General features: G+C 72.3%; 13 protein-coding genes. 5 read left to right on the forward strand and 8 right to left on the reverse strand.

Translation table 11 applies throughout. The features are described from left to right. Nucleotides 1–339 precede the first annotated feature (339 nt). Nucleotides 340–5,610 (forward strand): DUF3320 domain-containing protein, encoded by a 5,271-nt coding sequence (locus tag BM290_RS23165; RefSeq protein WP_093617359.1) that lies wholly within the window; start codon nucleotides 340–342, stop codon nucleotides 5,608–5,610. Here the strand turns inward: BM290_RS23165 and BM290_RS23170 are convergent. The 3 genes from BM290_RS23170 to BM290_RS23180 all read right to left on the reverse strand — a co-directional run bounded on the left by BM290_RS23170 (nucleotide 5,600) and on the right by BM290_RS23180 (nucleotide 8,886). Continuing rightward, nucleotides 5,600–6,118: a DUF6879 family protein gene (locus BM290_RS23170; protein WP_093617361.1), complete on the reverse strand. Its 519-nt coding sequence runs from the start codon at nucleotides 6,116–6,118 to the stop codon at nucleotides 5,600–5,602. The two genes, BM290_RS23165 and BM290_RS23170, sit on opposite strands and share 11 nt — an antisense overlap. A gap of 78 nt (nucleotides 6,119–6,196) precedes the next feature. After that, nucleotides 6,197–7,675: an AMP-binding protein gene (locus tag BM290_RS23175; RefSeq protein ID WP_093617363.1), complete on the reverse strand. Its 1,479-nt coding sequence runs from the start codon at nucleotides 7,673–7,675 to the stop codon at nucleotides 6,197–6,199. Beyond that, nucleotides 7,675–8,886, reverse strand: coding sequence for an acyl-CoA dehydrogenase family protein (locus BM290_RS23180; protein ID WP_093617365.1), 1,212 nt, complete (start codon nucleotides 8,884–8,886; stop codon nucleotides 7,675–7,677). Before BM290_RS23180 ends, BM290_RS23175 begins: the two co-directional genes overlap by 1 nt. Nucleotides 8,887–9,298: 412 nt before the next feature. On the opposite strand from BM290_RS23180, the gene BM290_RS23185 reads away from it, so the two are divergent. Next, entirely contained in the window at nucleotides 9,299–11,017 is a 1,719-nt protein-coding gene (locus tag BM290_RS23185; RefSeq protein WP_093617367.1) for an AIPR family protein, read from the forward strand. Nucleotides 11,018–11,033: 16 nt separating this feature from the next. Here BM290_RS23185 and BM290_RS23190 read toward each other — a convergent pair whose 3' ends face one another. Beyond that, complete coding sequence (locus tag BM290_RS23190; protein ID WP_239143185.1) at nucleotides 11,034–11,960, reverse strand: MaoC/PaaZ C-terminal domain-containing protein; 927 nt, start codon at nucleotides 11,958–11,960, stop codon at nucleotides 11,034–11,036. 27 nt (nucleotides 11,961–11,987) lie between these two features. After that, nucleotides 11,988–13,319 (reverse strand): 3-oxoacyl-ACP reductase, encoded by a 1,332-nt coding sequence (locus BM290_RS23195; RefSeq protein WP_093617371.1) that lies wholly within the window; start codon nucleotides 13,317–13,319, stop codon nucleotides 11,988–11,990. Between the two features lie 62 nt (nucleotides 13,320–13,381). On the opposite strand from BM290_RS23195, the gene BM290_RS23200 reads away from it, so the two are divergent. Continuing rightward, on the forward strand, nucleotides 13,382–14,659 hold the full coding sequence (locus BM290_RS23200; RefSeq protein ID WP_093617373.1) for an acetyl-CoA C-acetyltransferase: 1,278 nt from the start codon (nucleotides 13,382–13,384) through the stop codon (nucleotides 14,657–14,659). 42 nt (nucleotides 14,660–14,701) lie between these two features. Here BM290_RS23200 and BM290_RS23205 read toward each other — a convergent pair whose 3' ends face one another. The 3 genes from BM290_RS23205 to dhaM form a co-directional block, all read right to left on the reverse strand. Beyond that, a complete protein-coding gene (locus tag BM290_RS23205; RefSeq protein WP_093617375.1) occupies nucleotides 14,702–16,075 on the reverse strand; it encodes a glycoside hydrolase family 10 protein in 1,374 nt (457 codons plus the stop codon). Nucleotides 16,076–16,245: 170 nt separating this feature from the next. After that, nucleotides 16,246–16,506, reverse strand: coding sequence for an HPr family phosphocarrier protein (locus BM290_RS23210; RefSeq protein WP_093617545.1), 261 nt, complete (start codon nucleotides 16,504–16,506; stop codon nucleotides 16,246–16,248). Next, nucleotides 16,490–16,876, reverse strand: coding sequence for a dihydroxyacetone kinase phosphoryl donor subunit DhaM (gene dhaM, locus BM290_RS23215; RefSeq protein WP_093617377.1), 387 nt, complete (start codon nucleotides 16,874–16,876; stop codon nucleotides 16,490–16,492). The genes BM290_RS23210 and dhaM overlap by 17 nt, the downstream gene beginning before the upstream one ends. An 83-nt stretch (nucleotides 16,877–16,959) precedes the next feature. Between dhaM and dhaK the strand changes: the two genes are divergently transcribed. Further along, nucleotides 16,960–17,958 (forward strand): dihydroxyacetone kinase subunit DhaK, encoded by a 999-nt coding sequence (dhaK, locus tag BM290_RS23220; RefSeq protein WP_093617379.1) that lies wholly within the window; start codon nucleotides 16,960–16,962, stop codon nucleotides 17,956–17,958. Between the two features lies 1 nt (nucleotide 17,959). Next, complete coding sequence (dhaL, locus tag BM290_RS23225; RefSeq protein WP_093617381.1) at nucleotides 17,960–18,586, forward strand: dihydroxyacetone kinase subunit DhaL; 627 nt, start codon at nucleotides 17,960–17,962, stop codon at nucleotides 18,584–18,586. Nucleotides 18,587–18,624 lie beyond the last annotated feature (38 nt).

Here is an 18,624-nt window from a genome sequence, read left to right on the forward strand (position 1 = left end):
AGGCCCGGACAGGTTGTCCCGCGCCGCCTCACCTGCCGGAGCGGCTGCCGGCCGAAGGTGGTCGCGGCCGTTTCACCTGCCGGAGCGGCGGCCGGGTGACGGTGGGAGCGGTCGCGGCCGTCTCACCTGCCGGAGCGGCGGCCGGGTGACGGTGGGAGGGGTCGCCGCCGCTTCACCTGTCCGGGCGACGGCCGGCGGACGGTGGGGCCGGTTCGGTGGCCGGATTACCCGTGTGAGCGACGGCCGGCCGAGCCTTGGCGGGCGATATGTACGGCTATTGGCCTACTGTTTGCGGGCAAATGGGCAACGTGGCCCTCATGGCCTTGCTGGAATGGGCTCATGCGGCCGGATGATGCTCAAGGATCTGCGGGCGATGACGTCCGGGCGGCGCTAGCGGCCTGGCGGGACGGGCTGATCGACCCCGGCGGCGCCAACCGCCTCATCGACCTGCCGCGCGGCGGCGCCGACCTGGTCGAGATCGTCGCCCCCGAGCCGGCGGGCGTGATCGCGGCGCTGCGCCACGGCCGGGACTGCCCGCTGACCGGCGCGGGAGCCCGCAAGACCGCCGGGGCGCTGCGGACCGACCTGCCGGACGGCGTGCTCACCCCGCTGCTGCGCCGCCTGCGCCGGCACGCCCAGCTGGAGCAGGCCGACCGGGGCGTGGACGTGCTGCACCTGGCCGTCGGCCTGCTGCACTGGCAGGAGCCGGACGGCGCCGATCACGCCAGCCCGCTGCTGCTGATCCCCGCCGAGCTGGTCACTCTCGGGCCGGGCGAGGTGCCGCGGCTGCGGGCCGGCGCCGGTGACCCGATCGTCAACCCGGCGCTGTCGGCCCGGCTGAGCCGCCTCGGCATCACCCTGCCCGAGGTGGACGACCTGCTCGACGGCGCCGACCTGGCCGACTTCGACGTGGCCGCGATGACCGCCGCGATCGGCGCCGCGGTGGGGCGGCAGCCCGGATGGCGTACCGCCCCGATCGTGGTCCTGGCGAGATTCGACCCGGCGGCCGAGGCGATCCACCGGGACCTGCTGGAGAACGAGGACCGTGTCCTGGCGCACCCGGTGGTCCGGGCGCTCGCCGAGGCGGACGGCGCGGCCGGGGCGTTCGTCTTCGAGCCGGCCGGCGCCGACGAGATCGACGTGCTGGCCCCGCCCGACGACGTGCCGCTGGTCCTGGACGCCGACGCCGCCCAGCGCGCGTGCGTGGCGGCCGCCTGCGAGGGACACAGTTTCGTCGTCGACGGCCCGCCCGGCACCGGCAAGTCACAGACCATCGCCACCATGATCGGTGCCCTGGCGCACGCCGGGAAGCGGGTGCTGTTCGTCTCGGAGAAGGCGTCCGCCCTGGACACGGTCCAGCACCGGCTGGCCGCCGCGGGGCTCGGCAACTACCTGCTCGACCTGCACGGGGCCCGCGCCTCCCGCAGGCAGGTGGCCGCCGCCCTGGCCGCGGCGCTCGACGCCGCCCCGCTGCCGGGACCCGGCATGGACGCCGACGCCCGTGAGCTGCTCCGGGAGCGGCGCGAGCAGCTCAACGCGTACGCCCGCGCGGTGAACGAACCGCGCCCACCGCTGAGCCGCAGCCTGGAGGAGATGATCGGGCGTTTCGCGCGCCTCGCCGAAGTGCCGGAGGCGCCCGCGCCGGCGTTGCAGCCCGGCGCGCTGACCGACGACGCCCTGGACCGGATCCGTGGCGCCGCCGAGCGCCTGGCGCACGCCTGGCGGCCGGCGAACGAGCGCAGCGGATTCCGGTGGCGGGAGGTCGCCGAACGGGAGCCGCTCGCCGGGGCGCTGCAGGAGGCCCTGCTGGCGCTGGAGAGCCTGGCCGGCGCGGCCGCCGAGCACACCGCCGTCACCGCCGCGTTCCACCTGCGCCTGCCGACCGACGCCGCGACTCTCGGGGAGATCGCCGAGCACGCCGCGCAGCGCCCGCCCGGTGTCGCCGACCAGTGGCTGACCGCGCCCAGCCTGCGCCCGGTCCGGCAGGCCGCCGAGGAGCTCGCCGAGCGTCTGGAGGTGAGCCGCCGCGCCGCCGAGGCGGTCCGGCACCGGGCCGGGGTCGCGTGGGAGGTGCTGGCCGCCCCGATGGACCTGAACGCGGTTCCCGAGCCGCCCCGGCTGGAGCCGCCCGCCGTCCGCACCGAGCCGCTCACCGCCGCCGAGGCGAAGGCGCTGGCCGGGCGGTTCGCCGCGGACGCCGACGAACTCGAGCACCAGCAGCGCAACCTGGACCGGGCGACCGCCCGCCTCGGGCTGCCCGAGGTGATCACCTTCTCCGACGTCGAGCTGGTCCACCTGATCACCGAACTCGGCGCCCGGCCGGACAAACCGGACCGGTCGTGGTTCGCGCCGGGCGCCCAGTCGGCCGTGCACACCGCGGCCGGCACACTGCGCCTGCACGTCGACGCGGTCAGCGCGGCCCGCGCCGGCGCCCACGAGATCTTCACCGAGGCCGCGCTCACCGCGCCCGTCGAGGACCTGGCCGAACGGTTCGCCACCGTGCACCGCGGCGCCCGCAAGCTGCTCGCCCCGCACCGGCGCGACAAGGAGGCGGTCGCCGGGTTCACCAGGCCGGGCGTCGGCGTGGAGGAGGCGGTCGCCGAGCTGGGGCTGGCCGTCGCCTGGCGCCGCGCCCACGAGGGCCTGATCGCCGCCGAGCAGCAGCAGGCCGCCCTGCTCGGCCGCTACTGGAAGCGTCTCGACACCGACTTCCCGGCGATCGGCCGGGCGCTGCAGACCGTCGCCGAGGTCCTGCGGGTCACTCCGCCGGAGGCGATCGGCCAGGTCGTCGACTACGTCTGTGCGCCGCACACGCCCGGCGACGAGTTGCACCGGGCGGTCACCGAGGCCCGGGACGTGTTCCGGCACTGGCGGTCCACGCTGCGCCCGGAACCCGAGCCGGCCGGCAGGCCCGAACTCGGCCACGGCCCGGTGCACCACGCGGTCAGCTGGATGCGCGCCCAGGTCGGCCCGCTGCGTGACACCGCCGCGCTGCTCCGGCAGCTCGGTGACGCCGTCGGCCGCGACCTCAACGTCGCCGAGGCGATCGGGGTCATCGAGGTACGCCAGGGCGTGATCGACGCCGAGCAGGCGTTCGCCGTCGCCACCCACGGCTACGAGACCATGCTCGGCCCGGCGTTCCGGGGCAAGCAGACCGACCTGCGGGCGCTGGAGGACGCGATCGAGTGGACGGCGCACGCCCGTACGCTGCGCACCGGCGTCGACGCCGCCCTCAGCAACGAGCAGGCCCACGCGCTGACCGGCGGCCGTCCCGCCCCGGATCTGGCCGGCCTGCTGGAGACGTGGCAGACGGCCCGGCAGCGGATCATCGACGCGTTCGGCCCGGCCCGGCAGGTCCGTCTCGGCACCGCCCTCGACCGCTACGAGACCGCCCGTGACCTGCTGCGCGACCTGCTCGACGACGACACCGGCCAGGCCGAGTGGTTCGACTACCTGGCCGCCCGCGGGGTGCTCGCCGAGTACGGCCTGGACACCGTCGTCGACTACTGCGCCGACCACGGCGTCGACGTGCACCGGCTGGGGGACGTGATCGAGCGGGCCGCGTACCGGTCGTGGATCGACGCGGTCCTCGCCGACGACGAGCGCCTGCAACCGCTCGCCTCGGCCGGCCGCGACGAGCTGGCCGCCGAGTTCCGCCGCCTCGACGCCGAGCTGACGCAGGACGCGGCCGGCGCCGTCGTCGAGGCGCTCAACGCTCGGCGCCCGGCGGTCACCGGCCCGGGCGGCCCGGCCCTGATCCGCGCCGAGGGCGACAAACGGGACGGCCACCTGCCGGTCCGTGATCAGCTGGCCGCCGCCTGGGACACCGTCGCCGCGCTCAAACCGTGCCTGGTCATGCCGCCGTCCGCGGTCAGCCGGCTGCTGCCCGCCCAGGCCGGCTTCGACGTCGTGGTGATCGACGAGGCGTCCCGGATGACCCCCGCGGCCGCGGCCGCCTGCGCCTACCGTGGCACGTCCCTGGTCATCGTCGGCGACGACGCGCAGCTGCCGCCGGCCGGCGACCAGCCGTCGGTGCTGGTGGTGGCGAACGACTGCGGCGCGTTCACCCGGCTCTGCCTGACCAACCACTACCGCAGCCGGCACGAGAGCCTGATCGCCTTCGCCAACCAGGTCTTCTACCAGGATCGGCTGGTCACCTTCCCGGCCGCTCAGGAGGCCGGGCCGGATCTGGGCGTGCGGCTCTACCCGGCGGACCCGGAGAGCGAGGCGGCCACCGTCGCCGAGCGGGTGCTGCACCACCTCACCACCCGGCCGTCGCTGTCGCTGGGCGTGGTCACGCTGACCGCTGACCACGCCGACGGCATCGCCGACGCGGTCGAGGCGGCCCTGGCCGGCCGCCCCGACCTGGAGGGCTTCCTCGGCGACTTCGTGGTCGAGGGCGCCGACGCCGCGCAGGGCGACGAACGCGACGTGATCATCCTGTCCACCGGCGCCGACCTGGGCGCGGCCGGCGGGCCCACCGGAGCGCGCCGCCTCGACGTGGCGATCACCCGGGCCCGGCAGCGGGTCGAGGTGATCTCCGCGATCGGCGCCGCCGACCGGGACGAGCCCGGCGGCGAGGGCGAACGACGGCTGGCCGCCTACCTGCACTACGCCGAACGCGGTGGGCCGGCGAGCGCGGCACGGCCGCTGACCCCGCTCGAGGAGTCCGTCCGGGACACCCTGCAGAGCTGGGGTCACGAGGTGGACGGGCTGTCGATCGGCGTCGGCGTCCGGCTCGGCGGGTCATACGTCCTGGGCGTCCGCTGCGACACCCCGGCCGGCGCTGCCCGCGACCGCGACCGGCTGCACGACCAGATCCTGCAGGGTCTCGGCTGGCGCCTGCACCGGGTGTGGAGCGTCGCCTGGCACACCGACCGGCAGACCGAGGAGGCGCGGCTGCGCGTGGCCGTCGAGAACGCCCTGGCCACCCCGGACGTCTTCGCCGACCTGCCGGAGGAGACGCTGACCGCCCGCCCCGCGCAGCGGCCCGAGTGGGCGCTGCCCTACGAGCGGGCCGAGGTGGCGCCGCTGCCCGCCGCGACCCGGCTCGACGACGCCACGGCCCGGCGGCTGCTCATCGGCACCGTCGAGCACATCGCCGAGGTGGAGGGGCCGGTGCACGTGGCCACCCTGACCCGCCGGATCCGCGAGGCGTGGGGCTTGGCCCGGATCACCCAGCAACTGCGGGCGGCCATCGACACCGCGATCACGGAGTCCAGGGCGGGTTTCGACGGCGCCTTCGTGACCGCGCCGGACGCGCCGATCCCCGCCGTCCGGGTGCCCGGCGACGGGGTGAGCCGCAAACCCGACCAGGTCGCCGACGCCGAGCTGCAGCTCGCCCTGGAGTATCTGGTGCTCGACGCCGGGCTGGTCGAGGGGGAGGACCTGCTCGCCGCGGCCGGCCGGCTCTTCGGGTGGAGCGGCAGCCGTACCGGCGCGGCGCGGCTCGCGGCGATGCTCGACGACCTGGTTTCGGCGGGACGTCTCATCGCCCACCGCAACGGGCTGATCGCGGCGCCGGAGACGGATCTGCTGGACCTGCCCGACCCGGCGAGCCTGCCCCGGCGCGACGAGGCCGGCGCCATGCGGATCGAGGTCAACCTTTGACGTAGTCGTCGTGCGGGATGCCGGCCGCCCACAGCGCGGTCCGCATCCGTACGCAGTGCCGTACGATCGCCGGGTCCTCGGTCATCGCCCCGCCGGTGCCGGTGCCGTCCGCGTCGAACAGGGTGAACACCACCCGCCGGTCGTCGAAGAGCCAGAAGTCGTCGTGGGCGGCCGGCAGCCCCTCCGCCGCGGCCCGGGGCAGCCAGCGGATGTCCTCACCGGCCTCCACGTTGAACCCGGAGATGCTCAGCAGCCAGCGCGTGTAGTCCCCGTGCGGCGTGGTGACCACCCGCAGCCGGCGCACGCTGCGGCCCGACTCGGTGACGTCACGCACCAGCTCCAGCCATGGCCGCTGCCAGCCGGGGCCGTCCGGCTCGCCGTCCAGGAACCGCTGGAACGGCGCGGCCTCCTCGGGCACCCGGTAGACGTCGCGTACCTCCAGGTGGAAGGCGGTCCGGTCGAAGGACCGGAACATGCCCTGGAACGTGTCGGCCCGCAGCAGCAGCATGCGTTCCACCCTGGCCACAGTGGACGCGATCGGTCCACTCGAAGGTCATGTTGGTGCAGGTGGGAGCAAAACTCGCGTTCAGAGTTCGCGTTTGACGACTTTGCCGGTGGCGTTACGCGGCAGCTCGTCGAGGAACGTCACGTCACGCGGCACACAGAACCGGGCCAGATTCCGGCGCACGTGCTCGCGTACCGCCTCGGCGTCGAGCCGCTCGCCCGGGCTCAGCACCAGGTAGGCGGCGAGCCGCTGCCCCCACTCGTCGTCCGCGACGCCGACCACCGCCACCTCGCGCACCTGCGGCAACGCGGCCAGCAGGTCCTCCACCTCACCGGGGAAGATGTTCTCCCCACCAGAGATGATCATGTCGTCGGCGCGGCCGTCGACGTAGAGCCGGCCCCGGTCGTCGAGATGGCCGAGGTCACCGGTGCCGACGACGTCACGGCCGGCCGCGTCCTGGCCGGTGTAGCCCTCGAACAGCATCCCGTTGCTGACGTGGATCTGCCCGTCGACGATCGTCACCCGCGTCCCGTGCGGCGGCCGGCCCGCCGTGGCAGGGGCCTCGCGCAGGTCGGCGGGGGTGGCGATGGAGACCCACGAGGCCTCGGTCGAGCCGTACAGGTTGTAGAGCACGTCGCCGTAGCGATCCATGAACCGGGTGGCGAGGCCACCCGGCAGCGCCGATCCGCTCACCGCCGCCACCCGCAGCCCACGGTAGGCGGCCGGGACGTCCATCAAATTCTGGAGCATCACCGGTACGGCCACCAGCGCCGTGACCTGCTCCTCCGTCATCGTCGCCAGCACGTCGGCCGGGTCGAAGCGGCGGCGCAGCACGATGGTCGCCCGCAGCGCCAGCGCGATCTGCATGCCGGCGTAGCCCCACGTGTGGAACAGCGGCGCCGCGATCATGATCCGTTCCCCGGCGCGCAGCGGGATCCGGTCGATCACCGAGCAGAGCGGGCCGAACCCGCCCGGCGTCGGCCGGCGCGCGCCCTTCGGCACCCCGGTCGTCCCCGACGTCAGCACGATCGTCCGGCCGGGCCGCTCCGGCGGGGCCGCGAGCCCGGCCGGAGTGCTCTCGATCAGCTCGTCGACCCGCTTCTCGCCGATCCGGCCGGGCAGGGTCGCCACCCGGTCCAGGAACTCGTCGTCGTGGATCAGCGCGGACAGGCCCTGCGCCTGCACCACCTGGTCGAGCTGGTGCCCGGACAGCCCGGTGTTGATCAGCACCGCGTCGGCGCCCCGGGTGGCGACCCCGATCAGCGCCTCCAGCATGCGGGCCGAGTTGCGGCACAGCAGCCCCACCCGGTCACCCGCCCGCACCGGCAGCGCGGCGGCCAGCCGGGACGAGCGGTCCAGCAGTTCGGCGTACGTCACCCGCCGCTCGTCGTCGACCACGGCGACCCGCTCCGGGCTGCGCGCCGCCGCCTGCCGCAGCTCGCCGGCCAGCCCGAAACCCCACCGCCCCAGCGACGCGAACTGCCGCGCCACCCGCACCGGGTTGCCCGGCGTGAGCAGCCCGCGCCGCGCCATCGTCGACGCGATGAACAGGGCCTCCATCAGCGGATCTGCACGCCGGAGACGGCTCGGGCGATGACCAGCCGCTGGATCTCCGAGGTGCCCTCGAAGATCGTGTAGATCTTGGCGTCCCGGTACATCCGCTCCACCGGGTGCTCCCGCAGATAACCGGCCCCGCCGAGGATCTGCACCGCCTTCTCGGTGACCGCGACCGCCACCTCACCGGCCTTGAGCTTCGACATCGAACCCTCACCGGCCTCGAACGGCTTCTCGTTGCGGCCCATCCACGCGGCCCGCCACACCAGCAGCCGCGCCGCGTCGATCTCGGTGCGCATGTCGGCCAGCGCGAACGCCACCGCCTGGTTCTCGATGATCGGCCGGCCGAACTGGACCCGCGTCTTCGCGTACTCCAGCGCGTACTCGTACGCCGCCCGCGCGATGCCCAGCGCCTGCGCGCCGACCGCCGGCCGGGACAGCTCGAACGTCCGCATCGCCGCCTGACCCGACCGCCGCTGCCCCTCCCGGGCCCGCGCCAGCCGCTTGTCGAGAGCCTCCTTGCCGCCGAGCAGGCAACTGCCGGGCACCCGCACGTCGTCGAGGAACACGTCCGCGGTGTGCGAGGCCCGCAGTCCCAGCTTCTTCAGCTTCCGTGTCCCGGCCAGCCCCTTCGTGCCCGGCGGCACGACGAACGCGGCCTGTCCCCGCGACCCCAGCGACGGGTCGACGCTCGCCGTCACCACGTGCACGTTCGCGATCCCGCCGTTGGTGGCGTACGCCTTCTGCCCGCTGATCACCCACTCGTCGGTCGCCTCGTGATAGACCGCACGGGTCCGCATCGCCGCCACATCCGACCCGGCCTCCGGCTCGGTGCTGCAGAACGCCCCCACCTTCGGATCGGCGGCGTCCCCGAAACACTGCGGCACCCATTCGAGCAGCTGATCCGACGTCCCCGAGCCGAAGATCGCCGCCACCGCCAGCGACGTGCCGGAGATCGCCATCCCGATCCCGCCGTCGCCCCAGAACAGCTCCTCGTTCGCGATCGGCAGACTCAGCCCGCTGCCGTCCGACCAGGTGTTGGCGAGGAACTCGAACCCGTACAGCCCGATCTTCGCCGCCTCCTGCAGAACGGGCCAGGGCGTCTCCTCGCGCTCGTCCCACTCCGAAGCGGCCGGCCGAATCACCGACGCGGCAAACCCGTGCACCCATTCGCGCAGCTCACGCTGCTCATCGTTGAGATCGAGCCAGAACTCCACGGACAGCCCTCCCGCCAGCAGGTTAACTCGCCGGTAACCTTACGAGCGCCCAACGGCGCTGACAACAGTCATCGATGAATTAAAAACCCCGCGGTGTTCTCCCTGTCGTGCTCGGCTCCGGTGTCGGAGTTCCGTGGGGGGCGGGTTGAATCTCGACGTGCGGGATGGGCTCCGCGCCGCATGCGGAGCGGCCGCGTGCCTCGTGATGATCATTAGCGAACTCGCTGGTCCCTGCTGCCGCCAACGGAGATCAGTGGCGATCCGTAAAATTCACAGTACGGGCAAATCTCCTGCATCTACTCGCTATTCGAGGATGCTCGGGCATGTCCTCCCAGGAATGCATTGCCAGGCGCCGCGGAGCAACTAGCATCGACGCCAGCGGTGGCCGCTACTGGGGTATGCGGGAGGTCGAATGAGTAAACTCCACGTTCGTCATGTCCGAGAGGCGCTGGAGCGCTCCTACCAGGATCTTATTGATCTTTCTGATGTCGATAAGGCTTCTGAGGCGCAGCGGAGCAAGAATTTCCTGACCCGATCCCTTGCTGCTTTCGGCATGGAACGCCTTGCAAAACTGACTCCCGCCGAGGCTGCGCAGACCGTTGTCGACGGCAGCGGCGACAACGGGATCGACGCCATTTATGTGGACCACGCGCAGTCGCGCATGTATCTCGTTCAGGCGAAGTGGGACGGAAACGGCACGGGGACGATCGGGCTCGGTGACTCCCGCAACTTCGTTGGCGGTTTCAATGACCTGACGAACGAGCTGTATGACCGCTTCAACTCCAAGATCCAAGCTCGTTGGGACGAGTTGTCGCGAGCTGTCGGTGAGTTCGGGATGAAGTTCACCCTGGCCGTGGTGACCACGGGAAGCACCGAGTTGGCGAAACCGGTGCTGGAAGTCTACGACGACTTTCTGGCTGAGATGAACTACGGCACCGAGGAGAATGCCGACTTCGAGATCCTCGGATTGCAGGAACTCCACTCCTCTCTGGCAAGGGGCACGGCGGGTGGCAGTATAGATCTCGACCTCACACTCGAGAACTGGGGAACCATCAACGAGCCGTACGAAGCATATTACGGAGTGGTCGACGCGTCCGTTATCGGTGAGTGGTACGAAAATCACGGCGACCGGCTCTTCGACAAGAATCTCCGTAACGCTCTCGGTCATACGGCGGTGAACGCCAGCCTGGTGGAAACCCTCACCTCCGAGGCGGAGCATTTCTGGTACTTCAACAACGGTGTCACCATTCTGTGCGGGAAGGTTCAGAAGAACCGGCGCGGAGCGAACACGCGGACATTCGGAGAGTTCGCTCTGACGGGGGCCAGCGTGGTGAACGGGGCGCAGACCGTAGCCAGCGTCAGCAGCGCCTTGAGGGCGTCGGGTGACAAGGTCATAGACGCCAAGATCTGGGTCCGGGTCATTTCCCTCGAAGGATGTCCGCCGGATTTCGCCACCGCCGTGACCCGCGCGACTAACACCCAGAACACCGTCGAGAGCCGCGACTTCGTCGCCCTGGACCCGGAACAGGATCGGCTCCGGATGGAGATGCTGTTGTCGCTGCAGAAGATCTACTCGATCAAACGTGGAGACCAGCCTCCGGTCCCGGCCACCGGATGCACCATCACCGACGCGACCGTAGCGCTCGCGTGTGCTTCCCGGGATCCCAACCTCGCTGTTCAGGCGAAAAGCACTCTCGGGCGCCTCTGGGAATCGACGGAGAAGCCTCCGTACACCCGGCTCTTCAACTCCGCGGTCACCGCCTACAAGGTCTGGCGATCAGTGGAGATCCTCCGAGCCGTCGACGCGGCGCTGGCTGCCGAGCGAAGCGTCCGGGACGGCAAGTCCCGAGCTGTCGCGGTCCAGGGCAATCGGATCGTTGCCCATCTGGTCTTCCGCATGATCGACCTTGCCCGCATCGACAACCCGGATGAACCCTGGGACAAACAGGTGGCATCCGTACCCGCTGCCACGAAGGTCGTGCTCGACTCACTCTCCAAGCATGTCGAGGACGCTTACGGGACCAACTACGTGACCAGCCTCTTCAAGAACGCAGGGCGCTGCCGGGACCTCGTGGAGCGGGTGCGTAAAGACCTGGAGAAGGATGGAGCTGTGGCTGCTGAAGCGCTGTGACGGTGCGCCCCGCTGGTCACGGCCCGTCCTCCCGCGTGATCACGCCGGTGAGATGTGTGTGGCGGGACGCCACCGAGACGGACCAGCCGTCGGGGGTGGGGACGGCGGTGAAGATCGCGCTTGCCGGTAGGAGCAGCGGCTTCCTGAAGGTGACGTCGACCGTGTAGGCCTCGGGCAGGCGGCCCTCCAGGGCGGCCAGGGAGCGGGCCTTGGTCCACATGCCGTGGGCGATCGGGCGCGGAAAGCCGAAGAGTCTCGCGCCCAGCCAGGAGGTGTGGATCGGGTTGCGGTCGCCGGAGACGGCCGCGTAGTCGGTGCCCACCCGGGCCGGCACCCGCCACACACTGCCCGCGGGCGGTGACGCGTCCGCCACGCTCGTGCGCCGCAATGCGTCACCTCCGGCGGGCTGCTGCCCGGAAGCCTGGCCGTCGGGCGGGCGCGGGCCGAGGCGCAGGTAGGTGGAGAGGCCGCGCCAGACCTCGGCGCCGTCGAGGGTCGCGGTGGCCACGATGTCGAACTGGCGGCCGCGCGGGTGGTCGCGGAGATCGGCGGCCCGGACCGACAGGTCGAGGGCTGCGCCGGCCGGGATCGGCCGGTGGACGGTGATCCGGTTGGCGACGTGGACCAGCCCGATCAGCGGCAGCGGGAAATCCGGGGCCGTCATCAATCGCATGGCCGGCGGGAACGCGAGCACGTGCGGGTAGGTGGCCGGCAGCGTGTCGGTCAGGCGGAACCCGCAGACCCGGTCGTAGGCGGCCAGGTGGGCACGGTCGACGGTGACGCCCCGCCGGCGGACCTCGACGTCGGGCAGGGTGGCGCCGGAGCGGGTGAAGCCGGGGACGAGGCTGAGGGCGGCGCGCGCGTACGCGGCAGTGGTGCCCGGTCCGGAGCTGAGTTCGACGACCGCGACCACGTCAGGCTCCCACGGCAGGGGGAACGACACGCCCGGGAGAGGCGAGGGCGGGCATGGTCAGGCTCCCAGGAGGCTCTGGCCGCAGACCCGGACCACGTTGCCGGTCACGGCGGCGGATCCGGGGGACGCGAACCACGCGATCGTCTCGGCGACGTCGACCGGCAGGCCGCCCTGCGACATGCTGTTCAGGCGGCGGCCGGCTTCGCGCAGGCCGACGGGCATCTTCGCGGTCATCGCCGTCTCGATGAAGCCGGGCGCCACCGCGTTGATCGTGATGCCGCGGCCGGCAAGCAGCGGAGCGTACGCCTGGACCTGCCCGATCACACCGGCCTTGCTGGTGGCGTAGTTGGTCTGGCCGCGGTTGCCGGCGATGCCGGCGATCGACGCGACCCCGACGATCCGCCCGCCGGAGGGGATCAGGTCGCGTTCGAGCAGCAGGTCGTTGACGCGTTCGGGGGCGGTCAGGTTGACGCCGATCACCGAGTCCCACCGGTCCTCGGTCATCCGGGCGATCGTCTTGTCGCGGGTGATGCCGGCGTTGTGGACGATGATGTCGACGGCGGCGTGCGGGCCGGCGGCCAGGTAGCCGGCCAGCCGTTCGGCCGCGGACTCGGCGGTCAGGTCGAGTTGCAGGGCCCGGCCCCGGGTCTCGTTGGCGACTCCGGCGAGCGCGTCGCCGGCGGCCGGCACGTCGAGGGCGATGACCTCGGCGCCGTCGCGGGCGAGGACCCGGGCGATGGCCGCGCCGATGCCCCGGGCGGCGCCGGTGACCAGGGCGAGCTTGCCGTCGAGGGGCCGTTCCCAGTCGGCGGGCGCGGACACCGGCCCGGCGCCGATCCGGATCACCTGACCGGACACGTACGCCGACCGGCCGCTGAGCAGGAACCGCAGCGTCGACTCGACCCCCGATTCGCCGCCGGGCGCCACATACACCAGCTGGGCGGTCGTACCGCGGCCGAACTCCTTGCCGATGCTGCGGGTCAGGCCTTCCAGGCTCCGCTGCGCGATCGCCTCCTTCGGCGATGCGGTGGCTTCCGGAGGCGTGCCGAGCACGATCACCCGGCCGGAGGTTTCCAGAGCGCGGGCGTACGGGTGGAAGAAGTCGTAGAGCGCGCGAAGCTGAGTGGAGTCGACGATGCCTGTTGCGTCGAAGACGAGCGCGCTGACCCGTACCCCCTCGGCGGTGACCTCCACGCCGGCCGTCTCCAGCAGCTTGCGGATCGGCTCGGCGAGCCGCCCGCCCGGGGTGGCGCCGAGCAGGACCGGCCCGGTGACCAGCGGATCTCCGGCCCGGTGGCGGCGCAGCCGGGGCGGATCAGGCAGCCCGAGTCGCTTGACCACGGTCCGGCCGAGGCCGGAGTTGGCGAAGTTCGCGTACCTGTCAGCCATACGAGTACCCTACCGGTGAGTAACCCTATGTACACGTCCACCTGCCGATGTGGAGGATAACCGTGCCGAACGTGCGCCGTGTGGCCGTGCTGGGCGGGAACCGGATTCCGTTCGCCCGGTCCAACAGCCGCTACGCCGAGGCGTCGAACCAGGACATGCTGACCGCGGCGCTGGACGGGCTGGTCGCCCGGTTCGGGCTGGCGGGCGAGCGGCTCGGCGAGGTGGTCGCGGGCGCGGTGCTCAAGCACTCCCGTGACTTCAATCTGACCCGCGAGGTGGTGCTCGGTTCGCGGCTCGATCCGCGGACCCCGGCCTACGACATCCAGCAGGCGTGCGGCACCGGCCTGGAGGCGGCGATCCTGGTCGCCGACAAGATCGCGCTCGGGCGGATCGACGTCGGCGTCGCCGGTGGCGTGGACACCACGTCGGATGCCCCGCTGCAGCTCAACGAGGACATGCGCCGGGCGCTGCTGGAGCTCAACCGGGCCCGGTCGCTCGGCGCCCGGCTCAAGGCGGTGGCGAAACTGCGCCCGCAGCACGCGCTCAAGCCGGAGCTGCCGCGCAACGCCGAGCCGCGGACCGGCCTGTCGATGGGGGAGCACGCGGCGATCACCGCGCTCACCTGGAACATCGACCGGGCCGCCCAGGACGAGCTGGCGCTCACGTCGCATCAGCGGCTGGCGGCGGCGTACGACAGCGGCTTCTTCGATGATCTTCTGACGCCCTATCTGGGGCTGACCCGTGACCAGAATCTGCGCGCCGACACGACCCTGGAAAAGCTTTCCACGCTCAAGACGGTGTACGGCAAGGAGAGCCCGACGATGACGGCGGGCAACTCGACGCCGCTCACCGATGGCGCGTCGGCGGTGCTGCTGGCGTCGGAGGAGTGGGCCGCGGCCCGGTCGCTGCCGGTGCTGGCGTATCTGGCCGATTCGGAGACCGCCGCCGTCGACTACGTGCACGGCGAGGAGGGGCTGCTGATGGCGCCGGCCTACGCGGTGCCCCGGATGCTGGCCCGTAACGGACTGACCCTGCAGGACTTCGACTACTACGAGATCCACGAGGCGTTCGCGTCGCAGGTGCTGTCCACGCTGGCTGCCTGGGAGTCGCCGTCGTTCTGCAAGGAGAAGCTGGGCCTGGACGCGCCGCTCGGCTCGATCGACCGGGCGAAGCTGAACGTCAACGGCTCGTCGCTGGCGGCCGGCCACCCGTTCGCGGCGACCGGCGGCCGGATCGTCGCGACCCTGGCCAAGCTGCTCGCACAGAAGGGCTCGGGCCGGGGCCTGATCTCCATCTGCGCGGCCGGTGGCCAGGGTGTGGTGGCGATTCTGGAGCGCTGACCGGTCCCGGGGCGCGGACGGGCGCCCCGGAACCGGCGTCTTTCAGCGGGCGCTGCAGGTGAGAGCGCCGGCCGGGGCGTTGCCGGTGCCCTGGAAGCCGAACTGGGTGCTCGCTCCGGCGGCGACCGTGCCGTTGTAGCCGACGTTGGTGAAGGACACCGCGCCGGTGCTGCCGCTCGCGGTGGCGCTCCACGTGTTGGTCACGGCGGCGCCGGTCGGCAGGGTGACACCGGCGGTCCAGCCGGTCAGCGGCGCCGAGCCGGCCTTGACCGTGACGGTGGCGACGAACCCGCCGGTCCAGGCGTTGACCGAGACGGTCGCCGTGCACGCGCCGGTGCCCTGGGACTGGCTGGGCGACACCGGCACCGACGGCGAGACCGAGCCGGAGTTGCCGGGCGACGGCGAGGTGGTGCCACCGCCGAGCGCGGTGAGGACGGCGGTGTACGCCTGCTTCGGATTGCCGTTGCCGTCGAAGAGCAGCGGGGTGCCGCTGGCCCGCCACGAGTCGGTGTCGCGGATGCCCCAGACGGTGATGCCGTTGCAGCGCGCCACGGCGAGGCAGTCACGCGTCACGTTGCCGTAGGCGGTGGCCTGGGTGGCGCCGGATCCTTCGATGTCGAGCTCGGTGATCTGCACGTCGACCCCGAGGGCGGCGAAGTTCTCCAGCGTGGTGCGGTAGTTGCCCGGGTACGGCGAGCCGCTGTTGAAGTGCGACTGGAAGCCGACGCAGTCGATCGGCACGCCGCGCGCCTTGAAGTCCTTGACCAGGTTGTAGACGCCCTGTGTCTTGGCCCAGCTCCAGTTGTCGGTGTTGTAGTCGTTGTAGCAGAGCTTGGCGGCCGGGTCGGCGGCGCGCGCGGTCGTGAACGCGTCCTCGATCCAGTCGTTGCCGGTGCGCTGCAGGTTGGAGTCGCGGCGGCCGCCGGTGCTGTCGTCGAAGGCCTCGTTCACCACGTCCCAGGAGTAGATCTTGCCCTTGTAGTGGGTCATGACCTGGGTGATGTGGTTCTTCATGGCGTTACGCAGAGCGGTGCCGCTCATGCTCTGCATCCAGCCGGGCTGCTGCTGGTGCCAGGCCAGGGTGTGGCCGCGGACCTGGGCGCCGATCTCGTTGGCGCGGGCGATCAGCCGGTCGGCGGTGGTGTAGTTGAACTGGTTCTGCTGCGGCTCGAGGGCGTCGATCTTCATCTCGTTCTCGGCCGTGAGCATGGTGAACTCGCGGTTGAGGATGGTCGAGTAGGTCGAGTCGCCGAGCTTGTTGAGCGAGACCGCGGTGCCGAAGTAGCGGCCCTTCTCGGCGGCGGCCGCGCCGAGTGTGGAGGCCGCCGCCTCGGCCGATGGGGAGAGGGCGACGAAGGATCCGGCGGCCAGCAGCGCGGTGGCCAGCACGCCGAGAACGGTACGGGGACGGGTCATGGGGATCTGCCTTCGGTCCAGTCGATCGGGGCATCGACGGGTGGCTCTGGGACGGCCGAAACTTTAATGATTCCGTCCGTGATCCACCAAGGCTGAATTGTCCTTTCTCCCCGGTAATGATGAGGATGGGAGCGCGCCCATGGCGCGCGACAGCTCCGTAAGTTTCGGAACTACTCGGCCGTACGGAGCACCTCGGCCACCGCGAGCGCGGCGAGGTGCGCGTCGTCGCCGGTGGCCCGGACGGTCACCGTGGCCCCGGCCGGCGCGCCCAGCGACATCAGCCGCAGAGCGCTGCGGGCGCCGGCGCACCGGTCGCCCAGGCATACCTCGACGTCCGCGGTGAAGGTCGACGCGGCCCGGACCGCCTCGGCCGCCGGACGGGCGTGCAACGCCGCGGGCAGCACGACCTCGACCTCAGAACTTGGGGACATCACGAGCCTCCCCGGCAGCCGCGGCCACGGTCGCCAGATCGGCGCCGGTCGACGCGAGCACCGCGGCGGCCACCGCGCCCTCCACGAACGGCGCGTCCACCAGCAGCGGCCCCGGTGGCAGCTCGGCCAGCACCGCGCGGGTGGTCAGCACGGCGCTGCCCAGATCGGCCAGGACCAGCACCCCGGCCCCGTCGTCGGCCGCCGCGACGGCCGCCTCGATCCGCTCGGCGCTGGTGCCCAGCGACCCGTCACCGGCGCCACCGGCCGGCTCGACCCGCACGTGCGGGCCCGCGACCTGGGCCAGCAGCTCGCGCAGACCGGCGGCGAGTGTTGAGCTGTGTGACACGAGCACGATCCCCACGTACGCCATGGGCCCGATCGTAGTCACGCCAAAGGCTTGGCCGAATCACGCAGCGCGACCATGCTGAGAGGACCGAGGCAAAGGAGCCGGCCGTGAAGAAATTCATCAACGAACCCGACGACGTGGTGGCCGAGGCGCTCGCGGGGCTCGCCGCCGCCCACCCCGAACTGCGTGTCGACGCGAACGAGCGGTATGTGGCCAGGTCGGACGCGCCGCGCCAGGGCAAGGTGGCGCTGGTGTCCGGCGGCGGCTCCGGCCACGAGCCGTTGCACGGCGGCTTCGTCGGCCCCGGCATGCTCGACGCGGCCTGCCCCGGCGAGATCTTCACCTCGCCGGTGCCCGATCAGATCCTGGCCGCCACGAAGGCCGTCGACGGCGGCGCCGGCGTGGTGCACGTGGTGAAGAACTACACCGGCGACGTGATGAACTTCCAGCTCGCCGCGGAACTCGCCGCCGACGAGGGCCTCACGGTCGAGACGGTGCTCGTCGACGACGACGTCGCGGTGGAGAACTCGACGTGGACGGCCGGCCGGCGCGGCACCGGCGCCACCCTGCTGGTGGAGAAGATCGCCGGGGCGCTCGCCGAGGAGGGCGGCAAACTCGGCGAGGTGGCGGCGATCGGGCGCGAGGTCAACGCCGCCTCGGCCTCGTTCGCGTACGCGCTGACCGCCGGCACCACCCCCGCGGCCGGCCGTCCCGGGTTCGACCTGCCGGCCGACGAGATCGAGGTCGGCGTCGGCATCCACGGGGAGCCGGGCCGCCGCCGGGAGAAACTGCGCCCCGCCCGCGAGCTGGTCCGGTCCGCGCTCGACGCCATCCTGGAGGCCAAGCCGGTGGACCGCGGCGACCGGGTGATCGTGCTGGTCAACGGTCTCGGCGGCACCCCGCTCATCGAGCTGTACCTGGTCTACGGCGAGGTCGCCACGGTTCTCGCCGAACGCGGGATCGAGATCGGCCGGCGCCTGGTCGGCAACTACGTGACCAGCCTCGACATGGCCGGCCTGTCGATCACCGTCACCCGGGCGACCGGCGAGATGCTGCGGCTGTTCGACGCGCCGGTGCGTACGCCGGGGCTGCGGTGGGGCGCCTGACGTGGACGTCGTCCTCGCCACCGCCTGGCTGCGCGCCGTCGCCGAGTCCGTCACGGCGGACGCCGACGAGCTGACGAAACTGGACTCCGCGATCGGCGACGGCGACCACGGGGTCAACCTGCGGCGTGGTTTCACCGCGGTCACCGCGCTGCTCGACGGCACCGCGTTCACCGGCGTCGGCGACGTGTTCGTCCGGGCCGGCGGCACCCTGGTCTCCCGAGTGGGCGGCGCGTCCGGCCCGCTGTACGGCAGCGCCTTCCGCGCCCTCGGCAAGGCGCTGCCCCCCGGCCCGGTGGTGAGCCTGCCCGACCTGGCCGGGGCGCTGCGGGCGGGCCTGGACGCGGTCACCCGCCTGGGCGGCGCGGCGCCCGGCGACAAGACCATCGTGGACGCCTTCCGTCCGGCGGTCGCCGCCTTCGAGGAGGCGGTGGCCGGTGGCGCCGCCCTGCCGGAGGCCGCGGCCGGCGCGGCCCGGGCCGCCGGTGACGGGGCGCGTGCCACCATCTCGCTGACCGCCCGTAAGGGCCGCGCCTCCTACCTGGGCGAGCGCAGCGCCGGCCATCAGGACCCGGGCGCCACCTCGACCTGGCTGATCTTCCAGGCGCTGGCCGACGTGACCGCCCCCTGACATCCCACCCGTCCCTCCCGTCAATCTGGGCGAGTGCG

The sequence above is a fragment of the Actinoplanes philippinensis genome (assembly GCF_900113015.1).
GTDB lineage: Bacteria > Actinomycetota > Actinomycetes > Mycobacteriales > Micromonosporaceae > Actinoplanes > Actinoplanes philippinensis.